At 64.0% G+C, this 19,576-nt stretch carries 14 protein-coding genes; 5 read left to right on the top strand and 9 right to left on the bottom strand.

The window, feature by feature from the left end; translation table 11 throughout:
- Positions 1–32 precede the first annotated feature (32 nt).
- Positions 33–1,487, bottom strand: a complete 1,455-nt coding sequence (locus tag QX041_RS12190; RefSeq protein ID WP_316165486.1) for an HlyD family type I secretion periplasmic adaptor subunit — start codon at positions 1,485–1,487, stop codon at positions 33–35.
- Positions 1,474–3,600, bottom strand: a complete 2,127-nt coding sequence (locus tag QX041_RS12195) for a type I secretion system permease/ATPase (RefSeq protein WP_316165487.1) — start codon at positions 3,598–3,600, stop codon at positions 1,474–1,476. The genes QX041_RS12190 and QX041_RS12195 overlap by 14 nt, the downstream gene beginning before the upstream one ends.
- 654 nt (positions 3,601–4,254) lie before the next feature.
- Between QX041_RS12195 and QX041_RS12200 the strand changes: the two genes are divergently transcribed.
- Positions 4,255–4,647, top strand: coding sequence for a hypothetical protein (locus tag QX041_RS12200; RefSeq protein WP_316165488.1), 393 nt, complete (start codon positions 4,255–4,257; stop codon positions 4,645–4,647).
- Positions 4,648–5,650: 1,003 nt separating this feature from the next.
- Here QX041_RS12200 and QX041_RS12205 read toward each other — a convergent pair.
- From QX041_RS12205 to QX041_RS12235, 7 genes are all read right to left on the bottom strand, one after another.
- A complete protein-coding gene (locus QX041_RS12205; RefSeq protein WP_316165490.1) occupies positions 5,651–6,721 on the bottom strand; it encodes a hypothetical protein in 1,071 nt (356 codons plus the stop codon).
- Positions 6,722–6,731: 10 nt separating this feature from the next.
- The gene (locus QX041_RS12210; RefSeq protein WP_316165491.1) at positions 6,732–7,889 is read right to left on the bottom strand and encodes a hypothetical protein; all 1,158 of its coding nucleotides are present in this window, start codon (positions 7,887–7,889) and stop codon (positions 6,732–6,734) included.
- A gap of 46 nt (positions 7,890–7,935) precedes the next feature.
- Positions 7,936–8,184, bottom strand: coding sequence for a hypothetical protein (locus tag QX041_RS12215; protein ID WP_315716235.1), 249 nt, complete (start codon positions 8,182–8,184; stop codon positions 7,936–7,938).
- 91 nt (positions 8,185–8,275) lie between these two features.
- The gene (locus QX041_RS12220; RefSeq protein WP_315826590.1) at positions 8,276–9,292 is read right to left on the bottom strand and encodes a hypothetical protein; all 1,017 of its coding nucleotides are present in this window, start codon (positions 9,290–9,292) and stop codon (positions 8,276–8,278) included.
- A gap of 100 nt (positions 9,293–9,392) precedes the next feature.
- Positions 9,393–9,698 carry a hypothetical protein gene (locus QX041_RS12225; protein WP_315736163.1) on the bottom strand — a complete coding sequence of 102 codons (306 nt, stop codon included), beginning with the start codon at positions 9,696–9,698 and terminating at the stop codon, positions 9,393–9,395.
- A 260-nt stretch (positions 9,699–9,958) separates the two neighbouring features.
- On the bottom strand, positions 9,959–12,076 hold the full coding sequence (locus QX041_RS12230) for a S8 family serine peptidase (protein WP_316165492.1): 2,118 nt from the start codon (positions 12,074–12,076) through the stop codon (positions 9,959–9,961).
- 17 nt (positions 12,077–12,093) lie between these two features.
- Complete coding sequence (locus QX041_RS12235) at positions 12,094–13,320, bottom strand: phosphatase PAP2 family protein (protein ID WP_316165493.1); 1,227 nt, start codon at positions 13,318–13,320, stop codon at positions 12,094–12,096.
- Between the two features lie 119 nt (positions 13,321–13,439).
- On the opposite strand from QX041_RS12235, the gene QX041_RS12240 reads away from it, so the two are divergent.
- The 4 genes from QX041_RS12240 to QX041_RS12255 all read left to right on the top strand — a co-directional run bounded on the left by QX041_RS12240 (position 13,440) and on the right by QX041_RS12255 (position 19,559).
- Positions 13,440–15,143: a hypothetical protein gene (locus QX041_RS12240; protein WP_316165495.1), complete on the top strand. Its 1,704-nt coding sequence runs from the start codon at positions 13,440–13,442 to the stop codon at positions 15,141–15,143.
- Between the two features lie 300 nt (positions 15,144–15,443).
- Entirely contained in the window at positions 15,444–16,943 is a 1,500-nt protein-coding gene (locus QX041_RS12245) for a bacterial transcriptional activator domain-containing protein (RefSeq protein ID WP_316165496.1), read from the top strand.
- A gap of 197 nt (positions 16,944–17,140) precedes the next feature.
- Positions 17,141–18,397 carry a cytochrome P450 gene (locus tag QX041_RS12250; protein WP_316165498.1) on the top strand — a complete coding sequence of 419 codons (1,257 nt, stop codon included), beginning with the start codon at positions 17,141–17,143 and terminating at the stop codon, positions 18,395–18,397.
- An 82-nt stretch (positions 18,398–18,479) separates the two neighbouring features.
- Positions 18,480–19,559, top strand: coding sequence for a PEP/pyruvate-binding domain-containing protein (locus QX041_RS12255; protein ID WP_316165499.1), 1,080 nt, complete (start codon positions 18,480–18,482; stop codon positions 19,557–19,559).
- The last annotated feature ends 17 nt before the right edge of the window (positions 19,560–19,576 follow it).

Here is a 19,576-nt window from a genome sequence, read left to right on the forward strand (position 1 = left end):
TTCGAACAGGTCTATTTCTTGAAACAAAGGCATCATCGCTCCCTCAAACTCTCCTGCTTGTACCGCAGTAGCGGCGACATCACGTATTCGATGATCCTTCTTGTTCCCGTCTTGATCTCCACCGTCACGGCCATGCCGGGCGCCAGAGCGACCATCTTGTCCTCGATTTGCATCTGCTTTTCATCCAGTGACACCCGCGCCGAGTAGATGAACTCCTGCCCGGCGGGCTCGCTGGTCTCGGCCAGAGCACCGGCGGTCTTGCCACCGTTCTGTTTGTCCGCCGGCTTCTCGCGGACGATGGAGTCTTGCGAGACGCTGATCACCTTGCCGTGGACGAGGCCGTAGCGGGTGAAGTTGAAGGTGTCGATCTTGATCTCAGCGGGCTGGCCAATATTGACGAAGCCGATGTCGCGGTTGGAGATCATGACCTCGGTCTCGAGCTGGCTACCAGCGGGCACGATAACCATCAGTTGTTGCGCCGACGTGACGACGCCGCCGACGGTATGCAGCGCGAGCTGCTGCACGGTGCCGTCGATCGGGGCGCGCAGCACCTGCTCGGCGATCTTGCGCTCGGCCTTGACGAGGTCCTGGGTGAGCTCCTCGGCCTTCTTCTCGGCATCGGCGAGATCCGACAGCACCTGGCGCTCGAATCCAGAGCGGGTCTGCGCGAGCTGCTGCTCCAGCGCCAGCCGCGCGGCCTCGATCTCGACCAGGCGCCGGGTCTGAACAACGCGCTCGCTCTGCTGGTCGATCAGGCGCGACTGTGCGTCGATGAAGGCGATCTGGTTGCCGTACTGGATCTCCTTGGCGTGGAGGCGAATCTCGGCGGTCTCTTGCAGGAGCGGCAAGATCGCGTCGATCTTGGCGATCGCGGCCTCCACCGACTGCGCCTCGGCGCGCTTCTGCGCGATCTGCTGCTGATTTGAGGCAAGCTTCGACAGCTGCTCGGCGGCCTGGGCCTGCAGCGCGGCGCGGGTGCGCGCGACATCAGTGGGGGCGGCGCCTTCGGGCACGTTGAGCGGCCGCAGCGCGGCGAGATCGGCAAAGCTATCCCTGAGCACGCTGAGCCGGGCGACATCGAGCCGCGACTGCATCAGGCCTTGGGCGACGCGGCGGCGTTCGGCCTCGGTCACGGTTCGGTCGAGCTCGACCAGCACGTCGCCGGCCCGCACCTTGTCGCCGTCCTGGACATGGATCGCCGCGACGACGCCCGCTTCCAGCGGCTGGATCGTCTTAGTGCGACCGGTCGGCACGATCTTGCCCTGCGCCGAGGCGATGATGTCGACATGGCCGATGACCGACCAGCCGATCGCGATCGCGAAGAACAGCATGATGCTGCCGGCGATCGCGCGGCCCGCAGGCGAGGCCGGCGTCTCGACGATCTCCAGCGCTGCGGGCAGAAATTCGCGGGCATCATTGCGGCGCTTGCGGTGCGCAGCCAGCGAGATCGGCGCATTGTCCTGCTTGTGCGCCTCAGCCGACGACATGGAGCCCCGCCTGGATCTGGTGCAGGGTCGCATAGCGGCCGGCGCGCTTGATCAGCTCGTCATGGGTGCCGTCTTCGACGAGGCGGCCATTCTCGATGGTGATGATGCGGTCGGCATTGCGCACCGCCGACAGCCGGTGCGCAATGATGAACACGGTCCGCCCGGCGCAGATCTTGCGCATGTTGCGCTGAACGATGTTTTCGCTCTCATAGTCGAGCGCCGAGGTGGCCTCGTCGAAGATCAGAATGCGCGGATTGGTGACGAGCGCACGCGCAATTGCGATGCGCTGGCGCTGGCCGCCGGAGAGGCTGGCGCCGCGCTCGCCGACCATGGTGTCATAGCCGTCGGGCAGGCCCAGGATGAACTCATGGGCGCCGGCGAGCTCGGCCGCCTGGATCACCCGCTCCATCGCCATACCGGGATCGCCGAGCGCGATGTTGTCGCGGATCGAGCGGTTGAACAGCACGTTTTCCTGCAGCACGGCGCCGATCTGCCGCCGCAGCCAGGTGACGTCGGCAACCGTCAGATCGGCGCCATCGATCAGGATGCGGCCGGCTTCGGGCACGTAGAGCCGCTGGATCAGCTTGGTCAGGGTCGACTTGCCGGAGCCTGAGGGACCAACGATGCCGACCACCTGCCCGACCGGCACCTTCAGGCTGACATCGTGCAGCGCGAGCGGACCATCGACGCGGTAGCGGAAATGGACGTGGTCGAACACCACCTCGCCGCGCACCGGCGGCAGCGCCGCGCGGCCGGGGTTGAAGGCCGGCTCCGGCGTGGTGTTGAGGATGTCGCCGAGGCGGGCCACCGACAGCCGCGCCTGGTGGAAATCCTGCCACAGCTGCGCCAGCCGCAGCACCGGCTGCGCCACGCGGCCGGCCAGCATGTTGAAGGCGATGAGCTCGCCGACACTCAGATTGCCTTCGATCACCAGATACGCGCCGAAATACAGCGTCAGCGCGGTGACGATCTTGCTGATGAACTGCACCGACTGGCTCGCCCAGTTGCCGAGCGACAGCACGTCGAAGCTGGCGCCGACGTAACCGGCGAGCTGCTCCTCCCAGCGCCGCTGCATCTGCGGCTCGATCGCCATCGCCTTCAGGGTCTGGATCGCCGTGACGGTCTCGACCAGGAAGGCCTGGTTCTCGGCGCCGCGGTTGAACTTGACGTCGAGACGCTTGCGGAACAGCGGCGTGACACCGGCCGACAGCGCAATATAGAACGGGAACGAGCCGACCACGATCCAGGAGAGGAACGGCGAGTAGTAGAACATCACGCCTAAGAAGACGAAGGTGAAGGCGAGATCGATCACCAGCGTCAGCGCCGAGCTGGTGATGAAGTTGCGGATGTTCTCGAGCTCGCGCACCCGCGCCACCGAATCGCCGGCGCGCCGCGCCTCGAAATAGGCGATCGGCAACGCCACCAAATGCCGGAACAGCCGCGCGCCGAGCTCGACGTCGATTCGGTTGGTGGTGTGGGAGAACACGTAGGTGCGCAAGCCCCCGAGCACTGTCTCGAAGATGGCGACGGTGACGAGGCCGAACACCAGCACGTCGAGCGTGGTGTAACCGCGATGCGTCAGCACCTTGTCGGTGACGACCTGGAAGAACAGCGGCGTCACCAGACCGAACATCTGCAGGAAGAACGAGGCCAGCAGCACCTCGCCCAGCAGCCGGCGATATTTCTGCATCGCCTGCAGGAACCAGGTGATGTCGAAGCGCCGCGCGAGATCCGTCAGCGAGGCGCGGCGCGCCATCAGCACCACTGTCCCCGTCCAGTTGCCCTCGAACTCGGCGCGCTTGATGCTCTGCGGCCGGTTCACCAGGGGATCCTGTATCAGCGCCGCCTCGGCCGTGACCTGCCCGAGGATGACGAACGAGCCATCGGGACGCACGACAATGGCCGGCAGCGACAACTTGGCGAGGCCATCCCAATTCTGCCTGACCGCACGCGCCTTGAGCTTCAACTGCCTGGCGCAGCGAAGCATCTCCGCCACGCCGATCGGCTCTCCCGCGAATTGGTGCGCGATCTGGGCCGGATCGATGGCCACCTGATGGAAACGCAGCAGCAATGTCAGGCAGTCAAGCCCCGTATCCCTCTGCCCCGCGTCCATTGCCCCAGCACCACTATAAGTCGCGATCGGACATTGTACCACTGGAAACGAATAGACAAGATCTGACACGCTTCGATTCTTAGAAATTTATGTCTTGTGGATACACGCGTCAGAGCGCGACCCTGCAAATATGAAAGGCTGTTGCGCTTCATTTGCGAGAAGGCAGCCGTGAAAATGCACGGCGAAACCGATATCTAAACTGGTATCGCACGGCGGCTGGCCGCGCATCTGACGACATCCGGCACGATGCCTGAGCCATTGAGAGCATTGGCCTGTAGGTCGCGGACGTGAACAGGCAAGCGGCTCGGCCAGCGCCAAGATCGAGTCGAAAGATCGACGCCAGAGCGGGGCCGACTAGTTCTGCGCCGTCGGTTGCGGGAGCTGGGTTTGAACCGGCAACCTTAAGGTTATGAGTTCAAATGGTGCTTGCACACCGAAAGTTGCCCAGCCGCCAAGAGAGCACGCGGATCGCAGGATACGAGCTTGCCATCAACGCTTCTGGTCCGTCGGATTTGCACGCTACGGCGCGCAGGAATTAGTCTGCGACATCATAGGGTCTTTTGTTTGGCACCGTACGCGATATCGATCAACGCATCCCCGAGCAATTGAGCTACGCGCGGGAGGGGGGCCTCGAAACAATCAGCTGGCGCATCGATGGCCAAGGTCGCGCTACGGAGATACCCATCTCGCCCGGCTGGGCTTGATCCGGTTGTGACGGAGATCAGCGAAGCACATGCAGGAACCATAGTTGGCATTGATAACAAAGGACGGCGCCGGCTCGTCGAGTTCAAGGACGGTTGCCGCTATGGCAAACTCGGAAAGACTAAGGCTTATGAGCTGATCGCCCAAGAGAGGATCAGGGCCTACAAGATGGAAGGCAAGACCATGATCGACCTCGACAGCGTGGATGAATATCACGCTTCGCCGCCGAGGGTCGAAACGAGCGAAAGCTGGACCGCCAGATTTACGCTGCAGAACGGCGGTCGCGCAGGTTGTCGAGACGATTCTGACCAATGCTCCATAGAGCGCACGCTTTCGTCCCAATAGGCCGCACGGCTGTAGATTCTGTGGATTTTGTTCTTGGCGCCCTTGCCGCGCCACCCCGCCGCTCCGCCGGCGCTTTTTCCCGGGTCGCGAACGAGTTGGGCTTCCACCACATCGCCGTCGAACGCCGCCTCGTCGTTGAGCAGGTTTGACGCGCTCGAGCGGGAGGTGTGCACACTGTGGTCACCGCCGGTTACCAGTATCGGAACCAATGATGCACAGTGCTTCGTTCAAGTGTGTTCTCGGACACTGGCAGACTACCTTCATTTGCAGCGCCGGTTGCGCGCTAAGCCCAACCTGGTCGACCGCGGAGTCGCCCAGCAACGAGGTACGTGGGCTCGCTCGGCGTCGTGGGCGCGATGGACGGCGTACGCGCAACAAGCTCTGCCCTTGACTTCCCGATATTGAGTCAGGGGTCGATCTCGCAGAGAGTTCGAATCAACTTCGGGTTCGATTCCGGTCGGAGCTATTGTCGAGGCCGACACGGCGCGGGGCATGCCTGCCGTCGAGGAGCCTACAAGAATTTTTTCGCCAACGAATCCGCGCGTCAGCTTGTTGGTATTTCTGTTGGCATCGGCAGCAATCGGCAACAGAAATTACATCAAAATCAACTGCTTATGGTAGCAGGCGGTTGTCGGCCAGGGGCACCAATTGGGCGTTCGCCCGCATCCGCCGACGTTCGTTTCCCCCTCAAGATCTAAAGATAAGCCGCCGTTTGCCCTTCGCCGGCGTTCGCCCCGTCTTGCTGGTATCCTTGATGGGAGTGCGCGGGGTCACGGTATCGCGAGCTTTGGGTGGAATCGAACCTATGCCGACCAAATCCGCCCCCTATTTCCGGCACCTGAAGCCGGCAAGGAAAGACTACAAGCGCTCAAATGAAGGCGGGCTCTTCATGCTCGTCACCGCGACCGGATCGTAACTTTGGCGCTTCGCCTATTGCTACGACGACAAGCAGAAACCGCTCGGAAACTAACCTCCATAGGCTTCCTTCGCTGACAAGCGTGGGTCAGTCAGACGCTGGTGGAAGCCCCAACTCGGGGATCCTGTCGCGCTGCGGATCCTGGAAGTCGAACAGCATGCGGCCAGGGATCTTGCCAATCTCGAGATTTTCGATGAGGAACGCGCGAACACCGAAGTGGCCCTTGAAGTCCTGCCGCACCTTGTCCCAGTCCGAGAAGGCGCAGAACTTCTCCTTGGGAATCGTGCAGGGTTGGGTTGGTGGATTCTTCTGCGAGAAGCCGAGCGGATGCCAATCGCGGTAGAGGCCGCCGACGAGCTCCTTGGCGGCGTAGTGCCCGCAGAAGAAGGTCTGCGCCAGCTCGCAATAGTGCGGGTAGAACGGCTTGAAGTTGTCGATACGGTAGGTCTGAATGCCGGTGTCGCCGAACTCCTTGAGCTCCGCGTCGTGAAGCTTGCCGGGCTTGAGAAAGCGATCCTCCGGCGCAACGCCGGCCTCGACATTGCTGACGACCTGCAACAGACCCCGCGCATTGGCCGGATAGAGATCGATCTGCAGGGGAAAGATCACGACTGATACACGGTATCCGGCGACATAGCCGATGCCGAACAGGTCGAGCGCTTCCTTGACCGTATGACCCTTCAACTCCTCGTAGTCGGCGACGAAGGAATACTTCTGCCGGGGCGGACCGAGCTGGGTCAGCGCGTCGATGCCGAGGGCGGCATCGGAGGGGCTGCGCGAGATCATGCGGATGACATAGCGCACACGTCTGTTGCTGGCGAGATCGTCGATCGCTTCATTGACCGACTTCCTGCGAATCGGATCCTGCGACACGTAGAACAGCGCGAGCGACGGACCGGCCGCGGAGAACAGGATGCCACCAACCAGGCAAAGGAAGAACGCCGCCTTGAAGAACGAGGTGACATCTTCCGGTTTTGACCTGAGCGCGAAGCAGGCGAACACCGTGGTGATGAGCAGCAGGATCAGTCCGACCGCCAGCAGCGCTGCGGTCGAGGATGAGGCGAGCACGAAGCTCAGGACCTGAACGAAACCATCGATGGCCTTGTCCATATCATCTCCCTCCGTCGTGAAGCCGTAGAGCTTCCAGAACCCGGTCATGACTACCAGCTCAGTCCTTGTCGGCGGTGCAGCGTCCGCCCGAGAAGCCAGCGAAGGCGGCACAGGTCTTGAAATTGAGCGAGAGCTTGTACAGGTCCGTTCGCTTGGCCGTCTCCTCGTTGCGCCCGTTCTGATAAGAGAAGGCGAGCGCGACGTTCGGGTTGATGTCATACTTGATCGTGCTGTCGAGCCAGCTGCCGCTATGCCCGGAATAGACCTCGCGCCACCAGTGATAGGTGACGGCGCCGCTCAGACCGGCGAGCGGCTCGGCCCAGGCCGGCAGCGTTGTGCCGAAATCGGCAACGCGGAACAGAAACGTCGCTTCGGGGCCGATGCGCAGCGAGCGGCCGAGACCGGAGAAGCCGATCGGTACGACACCGCCCTGGCGCTCGTCATATTGCACCTTGAGGTCGGGACGGAAATTGGTGGTCACGAAGGTGCCCGGAATCTGCCGGTTCACGCGCAGATACATCGGCATCCATTCGAGCTTGGCCTGCCCAGTGGTTCGGTTCAGGATACCGTCGCGGGTTTCGAGCCAGCTGCCGCGGACATAGTCGGCGCCACCGATCGGGTTGATGAATCCGACCTCGGCGCTGCCGCCGACGGTGATCGCATCCCGGCTGTCGTCGCTTGCCGCGGCGGAATGCGCTTCCTTATCGACCTTCACATAGGACGCCAGGCTGGCACCGATGAAGCGCGAGTAGTCTTCGTTGAGATAGCTGTAGGCGAGACCGACCAGTCCATTGACCTGCCAGATCGTGTCGGCGGCCGTGTTGTTGCGCGCCCAGGACAATTCCGCACCCGTCGCCTTCTCGTTGGACTGCGGCTTGCCGAACATGTCGACATCGGCGAAGTCCTTGCGCACGAACCAGATGAAGTCGCTGACCGGCGCGGGCCCGGGCGCCGTCTTCACCGCCAGCGCTGCGGCTGCGGCCGACGCCCGCTGCGGGTGTGGCGTGGCGGCGACGGGCCACTGCTGCCCGCAGCCTTGTTTCAGGCGCTTGTGCGCATAGTCGCGCGCGATCGCCGTCCAGTCCGGCTCGGCCGCGGGGGCGGTCTTGTAGCACGCGAAGATGTCGTCAGCAGCTGCCGTCTCGGCTGCGGCCTGCGCCGCAAGGATGCCGCCCGCGACGGCGACGGTGAGACTGGCGAGGCTCATGCGCTTCATCGGTACCTTCCTTCATGTGGTGGACTGGATCCCGCCGGTGCCCGCCTCAGTTTCCGGCGGCGCGGACCTTCTGGTAGATCAGCGTCACGATATCCTTCACCAGTTCGCAGCCGGCGAACTCACTCGGCGTGTAGCTGGCGCGGCGCCAACCCCGCAGATGCCGGCCGATGTCGTAGATGTCGTAGGCATCCAGACCGAGATCGCCGGCGAGCGAGGTGGCCTCGGTCGCCGAGGGCCACTGGCGATGGAAATAGTCGAGGACGTATTGCTCCACTCTGTCGCGCGTCGTCGTCATGGCTTGCTCCGGGATTGAGGAATTGGGACCGCGCGCTGGCGGACGAAACCTGCAGGATGCGGCCTGCAGGTTTCATCTGCCGCTCGCCGCATCACTTGCCGAACAGAGGACCGACGGACGGAAGGATGACCGCCGTGACCGTTCCCTTCGCGCCGTCCGCAGACGGATTGCCGAAGCCGAGGTTTGCAGGCGACGGGAAATTGCCTGGCGATCCTCCGCCTGTGCCCTTGCACCAGCCATTGGCCGGCGCGCCCTGGCCTCCGGGGCCCGGATTGCCCGGGCTGCCGCCCCGACCTGGGAGTCCGGCCCTCCCGCCGACATTGTTGATCCGCGAATAGCTCAGGACTTCGTAGGCAGGTCTGGTCGTGACGAAGATGAGATCGGCGCCTTGTCCCCCAGCGCCGGCGTCACCGCCGCGTCCGCCGGGACCGGCGGCGCCTCCCGTCCCGCCGGGGCCGCCCCCCTCCTTGCAGTCGAACAGGCTCGTGGCCCCTTCCTTGCCGTTTCCGGCCCTGCCGCCGTTGCCGCCTTTCCCCCCGGTCCCACCATCGCCGCCGTCAATGCCGCGGAAGAGAAGGACGAGGTTGAGAAGACCAGCCGGGATCGGCCCTTTCGGATCGGAGAGCTCTCCGGCGACCAGATAGACGTCGGGCAGTTGCCGGGTCTGTCCGGCAACGGCAGGCCCGCCAGGGCCGCCGGGGTAACCGGGATTGCCAGTCCGGTTGGTCTCGCCGGGATTGTCGGCGCCATTGGGACCTGCGGGGCCGTCACTGCCGACGGCGGCCACGGCCTGCGGATCGCGCTGGATGATGCTGTAGGTGTCCGGGTTGGCGAACTTGATGCGTTGCGCGGCCACCACGATGTAGGGATAGTTCAATCCGGTCAACGTCAGCTTTGCCCCCGCCGCGAAGGAAATCTCGTCTGCCTTGATGATCTGCTGCGCGAATTTCTCCTCGCCGCTGATCGGAATCAGCGTCTGCGTCAGCGGAGCCGCCTTGATCGCGGCCGCGATGTCGGGCGGCAGTGAGCCTGTCGGAATCTGCTGTTGCGCCAGAGCGACGCTGGGCAACAGCATGGCGGAGCAGGCCATCAGTCGAAGACTCTTCATCTGCAATCTCCTCAGGTCATCATGATTGTTTGAATCAGCGGCCCGCTTTCGAGACGCCGCGCCTGGACGGCGAGCTGCCATCCAGGTCGCCGAACAGCGCCTAGCGAGATCCCGGAATCGGGAAGCGGACGTTTCCCTCGGCGCTGTTCCGGGTCACGTTGCCGCCGAGCGAGACATCGCGGTTGACGTTGAGCCGCGGCTCGTTGGTGGAAGGATCACGGCTGATGTTCGGATAGTTGGTCGGAGGCGGGGCTGGAGCGTGGAAGTTCTGCAACCGCTCGCTGTCGGTCTGTTGATGCGGCTGATAGGTCGGCACCAGGTCCTTGAGGTTCTGACCGGAGGCCTGGGACATCAGCAAGGGCGAGATGATCAAGCCCATCACGATACGGATATTGGATCTGCGCATTGAATCCTCCTGTGTCTCGTTTGCACGGGAGGAACTATGCCGAGGTGGTGTGAGACGATCGTCAGGACATCGCAAGAGCATCGTCAAAAATGCATCGGAACGACGCCATCTGCACTCACGCACTTGCGCTATCGCGCGCGTCGGCAAGGGCGCAGCGCAAGAGGCATCGGATCCGGGCTGGGAGTCGAGGCGCGCGCCTGTGCTGGCTCACTGTCTGCCAGCATGCTGCAATTGCGCGGCGGCGAACCAGGGAGTCGGGCTCAGCGCAAGTTTGGGCTGCGCGGATAGGTCCGCGGCGGCAGGCCGGGGTGGCCGCTCGCACGCAGGATGAAACTGCCGATACGGGCATGGTCACACGGCGAAGCGGCCACCGCGTCCTGCTTGATCGGCTCGAGCACGGCGGCGCCCGGCGGCGGGACGTCGGAGCTGGCCACGGGACCGTCGGTCACCGCAAGCGACGCAAGCACCGGGCCCGGTTGCAGCGATGCGAGATAATCTGCGAGCCGACGCACGAGTTGCGGCGCTGCCACGCTGGTGCCGCGCATCGCCACCACCGAACCGCTCCGGGTACCGGCCGCGAGCACGCCCCAATGCGCGGGCCCCTGGTCGGCGATGGCAGCACAATCGGGCTCGGCGCGCCCCGGCGTCGGACCGCTCGCCGTATAATCCGTCGGCTGGCCCGCGGCATCGACGGCGCCGACCACGAGCGCGCCCGCGCCGGTCGCGAGCGCCGACAGTGTGTCCTCGCGAGTCATGGGGCAGCCGCTGCTGTCCGGATCGCTGTAGCTGCCATCCAGCGCCGCACGCTGATAGCCCCCTGCATGATCGAAATAGGACTGACGTCCATGCTGCACGTAGCCCAGCGGGGTATCGTCGCGCTGGATGTAGAGATGTGCGGTCAGCGGCGCCTCCGATCCGTTGGTGACGGAAAGCCGCCAGCGCCCGGCCGGCGCTGGATGCCTCACGCTCCAGCGCGCGGTGGTCGGATTGACCGACAGATGAAAGCGAACGCGGTCGGGCTGGCCGGCCACCTTGGCCAGGTGGCCATTGATGGCGGCGATCGGCTTGCCGTCATCCTCCAGCACCTGCACATCGCCATCACCGAATCCATCGATCATGCGCGGCACATCGCCGGGCGGCGTCAGGCTGACGCCGACGCGCGGCCATTGCTGCGCGATCGCTTCGCCGTCGAGCCAGATCTCGAGATGATTGGACGTACCGTCATCCGGCAGCATGATCCAATCGATCTGATCGGAGGCGCCGGGCTGCACAGCCATCCGGCCCGTCGTCCGCTCGCGATAGCTGTTGCCGGCCGGCAGCACCAGATAGGTCGGGCCGCCGCGTTGGTTGCGACGCTCGATCATCCGCGACAGAGCCTGCTCGATCTCGTGGCTGCCGTTCTTGGGGCCGGCCGCGATGCCATAGCTGAAATTGATGACGAGCGGCAGCTTCGGGTTGATCCGGTCGGCCCATAGCATGATCTGGCGCGCCCCCTGCAGCACGTAGCTCGCCATGGTAACGCCGGTCGTATCGCTGGACACCGGCGACGGCAGCTGCACCGCCAACAGAGGCCGCTTGCTGCCGATATCCTCCGCGGTCGGATCGTAGCCGCCGGAGAGATCGAGGATGTGTGTGCCGTGCGAGACGCGTTGCGCCAGCGGCTTGCGTTGCTCATTGCCGAAATCGGTCATGCCGAACGCGCGATAGATGTCGGCCTCGCTCGCGTTCGCCGCAAACAGCACGTCGAGCTCCTCGCCGGTGAGCCGCTGCCCGGCGGCGACGCCGAAATCCTTGGTCCGGCGCTCGACATCCTGCAGCCAGATCGCTCGGATGCGCGATCTGCCGCCCCTGCTGCGAAAACGGCGGTTGGCAAAGGCGATGCCGTCATCGATGACGCCGATAGCGACCTGCCGCGTCAAATCCGTCAACGGCTTGCCGAGATCGGTCGGCGCGGCGATGACAGAGTCGAAGCGCAGGCCTGGAATCGGCGGGCCGACATGGATCGCGGTGAAGAGACCGTTGGCGGCAGTGCGATTGGCGATGTCTTCGGGCCGGTAGATGAAGAACTGCACATCGCGCGGATCGTCCGGCGGCGGGACGCGACCGATGCGGATGTCGTCGATCAGCTTCGTCAGCAGATCGAATTCGTCGGCCGACATGCGGATGGTCAGCGCGTCAGCAGGCTCGTCCGGCTCGTGGCCGGCGGCCACGATGGCGGCCAACTGGCCGAGATGGGCCACATAGCTGCCGTTGGCCTCCGGCAGCAGTTGGATCTGCACGCTGCACCAGTCCAGCCTCTTGCCAAGTGGCCTGTTGCGCAACTCCCAGTCGAGATAGGGATTGGCTCGTTCGGCCCGATCTCCTCGCCAGTCTCTCATGCGCCTGTCCTTTCGTGTCAGCCGACGATCAGGCGGCACTCGGCGAGCGCCTGTGTCCAGAGATGCTGCAAGATCGGCGAGGCTGGAACGGTCGATGGCGTGCCGGCCTCGATGATCGCGCCGCCGCCACCCTGCTCGCTGGCGACGTTCGCAGCGGCCGATCGCCTGTAGGACATCGCCAGCACATCGTCGTAGCGGAAATCGTCGTTGAACCCCCGCCCGTCGAACTTGCGCATCGTGACTTGGCCGCAGCCAGAGCAGCGCGCAATGAACAGCTCCGCCAAGGTCCAGCCCAGCACCATACCGGCCACGCTGTCGACCGGAAAATGCACGCCGGCTACCGTCCGGTTGATGGCAATGCGCTCGGCGTGGCGCATCAGCTGCACGAACACTGGATCGGTCGCATCGACATCGTCCCGCCCCGTCCTCGCCTTGCGCATGAGGGCATTGATCACGAAGGCCGCAGCAAAGGATTCCGTGGCATGGCCGCTCGGCAGCGACCCATGCCCCGGCGTCTGGATCATCGGCTGTATCTGCGGTGAGTATTCGATTGGACGCCGGCAGGTGAGCGCATGCTTGACCCGCATTTCGATCGTGGTCGTCACCTGCAGGATCAGCGCCAGCAGCTCGGCGGTGTGCGGGCTGCGGCTCGGATTCCAGTATCCGACCAGGCCCAAGAAGCTGGTGAAATCGTGCAGCTCGGCCAGGATCTCGCTGCTGCGTTCCATCCGCAGCGCGGCATAGTTGAACACCCAAGCCGCTTGTTCGGCGAAGTCCGAGGCATTGGGACGGATCATGTGCACGATCGGCGTGAACGTCTCATCGCTGCGGCCACGGTACTGAAGCGAGATCGAGGTCTCGCCTTCGTCATAGACAAGGCCCGACAACAGCTCGCCAGCGAAGATGCGCAGTCGCACGTCGCGCGACCAGCGATCGAGCGCCTCTGGCCCGGCAGTATAGTGATCAGGCGTGTGTGACGGCTGGTTCCAGTAGCCGACGACGCCCTCCCGGCTGGTAATCAGCGCGCGTGCACGCGATGAGGCGCGGACACGGCGGCCCTCGCCGCTTTCGCCGCTTTCGCCGCTCTCACCACTTTCGCCGCTTTCTCCGCTCTCACCGCTTAGCCATGCCATCTGCCGCCTCCCTGCCTGGCCCGGCGGACTTGCTCCGCCCGTTACCACTGAATGGTCGTTTTGACGGCACGCGCGGTCAAGCCGCCCGCCTTCGAAATGACGGCGTTTCACGGATTTTTCACGTTGACAGCAAGGGTGTTGGAGACTTCACTACTCAATCATTGGTTTCCGTATTTTCACGACTGATTACATCATGGTTGTGGGCGACGAATGTGAGCTCAGATCCAAAATTGCTGATCAAGCTTCTTGGTCCGTTTCGCGTGGTCAAGGCTTCTGGCGAGGATTGCACGCCTAGAGGACGCAAGGCTTGCGCCCTCATTGCGATGTTGGCGCTGGCGCGTGAGCACAAGCGGTCGCGGGTCTGGATCCAGGACAGGCTCTGGGGGAGCCGCGGCAAGGAGCAGGGCGCGGCCAGCCTTCGCCAAAGCCTGACCGAAATCCGCAAGGCGCTGGCCGACTGCCGCTCCCTGCTGTGCGCCGACAGCTTCGTCATTTCGCTCGATCCAAAGCTATTTGAGACCGACATCGCCCGTTACGCTACCGCGTCACCGCAGCAGGAGATGGCGCCTCCCCAAGGTGAGCTTCTTGAAGGTTTTGACATTGCAGAGGAGGAGTTCGAGGATTGGCTGCGCGAGGAGCGTGCGCGATTCCAGATGCACGTCGCGCCGTCGCCTGACCTCCGCCACGCTGCCAATCTCGCGACCGATCTTGCAGCGCACCTGCAGCCCGCCGATGAGCGGGCCTCGCGAAACCGAATCGTCCTGATCCCCGGCTGCCGGACAGGCCCGTCGGATACTGCGGTCGTGACGGACAGCCTCGTCGATTCCATCGCCAAGACGATCAAGGAACTGGGCGTAGCCACGATCCAAGACCGGCGCGACATGAGCGCGTCGGCGGCCTGGCCGGCGGACACTTTGCCTGGCGATGGCCCGATTGGTGACGATGGCTCCTCGGCCGGCACGCTCTCCCTGCGTTCTGATGTGTTCGGATCTGACACGAGCAAGATCGTTCGGCTCGCGCTGTTGCAGCGCCCTGCCAACACGCTGGCATGGTCGTCGACATTGCAGATCAACGGCGAGGGTACGCTCGACCTGAACGACACCAATGTGATGAGAACCATCAACCTGGTGGTCAACTTCGCCGTCGATCAACTCGCTCATATCAAGGATGGCGCTCCGAGGTCTGCCTCCCATCTATGCTATGCTGGCATCCTGCGCCTGTTTCGACTTGGCAGAGCCAACTTCGAGTCCGCCGACAAGCTGTTCGCCGCTGCTTTCGCGGCCGAGCCACGCGGTATCTATCTCGCGTGGCGCGCCTATTTGCGCACCTTCATGCTCGCCGAGCGCCAATTCAACTGCCGCCAGACGCTTGAGGCGGAGGCTTTCGATCTGATGTACCGGGCGCTGGAGCTCGAACCCTACAACTCCTATGTTGCTGGCCTGAGCGCGCATGTCCATTCCATGATGCGGCGCTCGTATGTTGCCGCCTATGAGCTGGCCGAGCGAGCCATCCAACTGAACCACGCCAACCCGATCGCCTGGGCCTGCCTGGGAATCGCAAAGAGCTATCTCGGCAAACCAGAGGACGGCTTCCAGCACACATTGCTTGCCCGTACGATCGCTGGTGCGGCGCCTTTCCGTTTTCAGCTCGATGCCCTGAGCTGCATTGCGGGGACCATGGCGGGAGAACTCGACAAGGCCGTCCATCTTGCAGAAGCCAGCCATGCTCTTGCTCCGACCTTTGCTCCCCCCTTGCGATATTTGTCAGCTCTCTATGCCCATAATGGGCACCGTGAGCTTTCTTTCGAGATGGTTCGCAAGCTGCAGACAACGGAGCCGGACTTCTCATATGACAAGCTGAGGGATAAAGCCTACCCCGCGGCTGGCCTCCATCGAACATCAATCATCAACTCGTTGCCAGCCCGACAGTTCTAGCGGCGTCACACTTCATCCGAGAGGTCAGGGAGCGGCGATCCACGAGTGCCTGACGGTCTAGAAGAGCCTCGCGTTGAGGCAATCAGCTCCGCTGGCGTGCTCAATCCGCATCCCGTTCCCGCAAACCCGAACATGCATCGTCGCTGAAAGCGATTCATTTCGCTGCCGCATTTCGCGGCTTCTGGATCTCGCCAGCTTGCAGGAATGCTTGCGAAACAGGGCCTTGAAACCTTCCGGCGGCCGCTCTTAGACTACCTCCAGTCTGGCTGACTGCAATGGGGTTGCCGCGGGTGAGTACCCATGACCAAGAATAGTTGTGCCAACCTCGCGCTATTCGCGACGCAGCAAAAGCTTCTTTTTGCGGACTTCTTCAAGCTTTACCAGACTGTCGCACAGCCCTGCCGGATCTTCGTGATCGCGGCGGACGTCAACGCGGTCGCGCGGGTCGAGAAGCTCGCAAAGCGCATCAACAAGACCGGATTCGTCGAGGGCAAGAGCTTTGTCGAGATGGCGCTGCTGCGGGTGCCGATCTCGTTTCGAGATGTCGCAGGCCGAATCGAGAGGTGGGTGGCACCAACCCGCAAACAAGGTCCTGCCCTGCTCGTCGTCGACATGAGCTGGGGCCTCGAGACCAACTCGGCGACGGCCAATTTCGAGGGTTGGCCCGCACTTTCGGAAACGCTCACCCAGCAGTCCGAGGTCTCGATCGCCTCTCTCTATAACCGCCGGGTGCTGATCGACGAGCAGTTGCTCGTCGCGCTGCGCGGCCATCCGCAGATCCTCACCAGCGCCGGACTCGTGGACAATCCGCATTGGCTGCCGTCGCGGCTGCAGACGCGCGGCGCATTGCGCGAGCAGGTCGATTTCTGGCTCGGCGCGATCGCGCCGGAGTTGCGGATCGGGACATCGGTGGCCGCGCTGCACGCAGCCGAAGGCGCCGACCCCATGTGGCTGTTGCGGCGATCGGCGGAAGAGCCCAGTACAGTTCATCTCGACAGCCGCGACCGCTGGAAGATCCGCTGCTTCGGACGCTTGCGGATCTATCGCAACGACGGCAGCCAGGTGAACTGGGACCCGCCCGGCGGAGCGACCCGCAAGACTAAGACCCTGTTCGCCTATCTGCTGCAGAAGGGCGGCCATGGCGCAGCCACCGACGAGCTTGCGGATCTGCTCTGGCCCAACGCCGAGGACATTGAGGCTGCGCGCAACCGCCTCTATCACACCGTGCGCTATCTGCGGCTGGCGCTCGGCCAGCCCAACGGACGCGACGAGACGCGCAACTATGTCCGGCGCGAAGGATCGCGCTACGTGCTGGTGCCCCCGGAGCGCAGCTGGCTCGACATCTCGACCTTCGAACAGCTCTGCCGCCAGTCCCAGGGTCACATCAAGGCCGGCGCCAGCGACGAGGCGCTGATCTGTCTGCAGGCGGCGGACCGTCTGTACACCGGAGACCTGTTCGAGGACATTCCGGTCGAGTACGCCGACGATGGCGAGCGCGACTGGTGCTGGAGCAAGCGCTATTGGCTGCGCGACATGTTCTTCAAGGTGCAACGCGACGCGGCACGGATCTATCTCGAACGCAACGACCACTCGGCCGCGCTCGCGCATTGCCAGAAGGCGCTGGCGATCGACCCCTTGTGCGAGATGGCGCATGCCGAGGCAATGCAGGTGTTCAAGGCGCAAGGCCGACGCGAGGCGATCGACCGCCAGTTCAAGCTGTACCTCGACTCGCTCAAGCATTTCGACAACCGGCCGAAGAGCGCCTCGCTTCAGGAGCTGCACCGCAAGCTCACCGCGTGAGGCCGCTCGTTCGCGACCGGCTCGGTCACACGACCTTTGCCGGCCAAGCCATGCGCCATGGGGGGTGCCGCCGCCAGCAGAATTGACGATTTATCTCAATTTGCCATAGAGTTAGGGGCTAAAGAAAACCCAAAGGCCGCCGCTTAGAGTGAGCCCATGACAACGTCGCCGGCAAAGGCGGCGAATGGGAGGACGACATGCCAGGTTCGGCAGCTCAGCTGGCGCGGTGCCCCTATAGCGACGCCGCCAAAGACTTCGATCCCTTCGAGATGCGCGATCCGTTCCCGTTCTATGAATGGGCCCGCGCCGAGGCGCCGGTCTTCTTCTCCGACGAGCTGAAATACTACGTCGTCGCGCGCCACGCCGACATCAAGGCCGTGTTCGACGACTGGCGGACGTTCTCGTCGGAGAACGCCCAGGCACCGCTCCGGCCGATGTGCGAGGAAGGCAGGCGCATCATGCGCGAGGGCGGCTTCACCGCCTATTCCGGCCTGTCGGCGCGGGTACCGCCCGATCACACCCGCATCCGCAAGCTGGTCCAGGGCTGCTTCGGGCCGCGTCGGTTCAGGGCGATCGAGCCGGAGATCAAGGCGATCGTCAACCAGGCGATCGATGCCTTCGCCGATCGCGGACATGCCGACTTCTTCCGCGAGTTCGCCTATGATGTGCCGGCGCTGGTGCTGTTCAAGCTGGTCGGCATTCCCAATATGGACGTGCCGCGCGTGAAGTCCTGGGCGGTGAGCCGCGCGCTGCTGACCTGGGGCGACCTCAGCGACGACGAGCAGATCGTGCATGCGCGCAACATGGTCGAATACTGGACCTACTGCCGCGCGCTGGTGCGTCAGCGCCACGATGATCCGACCGACGATCTGCCCGGCGATCTGGTCCGACTGCAGAAGGACGGCGCCGAGATCAGCGACGAGGAGATCGCCGGCGTGCTCTACAGCGCACTGTTCGCCGGCCACGAGACCACGACGACCTTGATGGCCAACGGCATGCGCGAGCTGCTGCAGCGGCGCGACAACTGGGAAGCCATCATAGCCGAGCCGCAGCTCATTCCGAATGCGGTCGAGGAGTGCTTGCGCTTCAGCCCGTCGATCGTGGCCTGGCGCCGGCGCGCCCTGAAGGACACCCAGATCGGCGGCGTGCCGGTGCCGAAGGATTCCAATATCCTGCTGCTCATCGGCTCCGCCAATCGCGACGAGGCGGTGTTCTCCGCGCCGACCCGTTTCGACGTCCGGCGCACCGACGCGAGAAGCCATCTGACCTTCGGCTACGGCATTCACACCTGCGTCGGCCAGCAGCTGGCCCGCATCGAGTTCGCGATCGCGCTCGGCGAGCTGACCCGCAGGCTTCCTGGCCTCCGGCTCGCTGCCGACCAGACCATCGACTTCGTTCACAACATCTCGTTCCGCGTGCCGACGGCGCTTCGGATCGAATGGGACGTGGCCTGACACGACGATCGTCATTGGACCGCGTTTCACAAGCAACAACAAGTCCGGAGCCGATCCGGGCCATAAGGTGGGGAACAGACGCATGGGCGCCAACGCAGCCGCATCCTTCATCGTGCCGTTCGAAGACGCACGCGAGGACGACTTCCCGCGCATCGGCGGCAAATGCGCGAGCCTGGCGCGCATGATCGCACAGGGCGTGCGCGTTCCTGCGGGATTTGCGGTCGCGACCGACGCCTACGCCCTTCATCTTCGAAGCAACGGACTCGAGGCGACGATCAGCGAGCGCCTGTCGCGGATCGTGCTCGACGATGTCGATGACGAAGAGAAGTTGTCGCACGAGATCCGCGACGCAATCATGGCGCAGCCGATGCCGGGCGCGGTCGAGCAGGCGATCCGCGAGGCGTATCGCCGGATGTCGCCCGACGGTCAGTTGCCGGTGGCGGTGCGCTCGTCGGCAACCGCCGAGGATCTGCCCGACGCCAGCTTCGCCGGCCAGCAGGATACCTATCTCTGGGTGGTCGGCGAGGACGCCGTGGTCGAGAAGGTCAAGGCGTGCTGGGCCAGCCTCTTCAACGCGCGCGCGATCTCCTACCGTGCCGAGAACGGGCTCGGCCAGATCGACGTGCTGATGTCGGTCGGCGTCCAGAAGATGGTCAACGCCGCCGCCGCGGGCGTGGCGATGACGCTGGATCCGATCAACGGCGACCGCACCAAGATCGTGATCGATTCCGCCTTCGGGCTCGGTGAGCCGGTGGTCTCCGGCGAAATCACGCCCGACAATTTCGTCGTCGAGAAGGTGCTTCTGCAGGTCATCAAGCACCGCATCGCCGAGAAGGATTTCGAACTCGTCGCCGATGGCGCCGAGCGCCGGACCGTCGAGCGCGTAATCGCGCCGGAGCGCCGCACCCTGCCCTCCCTGACCAATGCCCAGGTGCTCGCCGTCGCCAGGCTCGCCAAGTCGCTCGAGCGCAGCATGGGCTGTCCGCAGGACGTCGAATGGGCGATCGACGCCGATCTCCCTGAAGACGAGAACCTCGTGGCGCTGCAGAGCCGGCCGGAGACCGTCTGGAGCCAGAAGAAGAAGCAGTCGACCGCGATCTACGAGACCGGGATTGCGGGTGTACTTGGAACGCTGCTGGCCCCGGTCCAGGCCAAGCGGTGAGCATCACGACAACAAGC

It is taken from the genome of Bradyrhizobium sp. SZCCHNRI2009 (genome assembly GCF_032485115.1).
Taxonomy (GTDB): domain Bacteria; phylum Pseudomonadota; class Alphaproteobacteria; order Rhizobiales; family Xanthobacteraceae; genus Bradyrhizobium.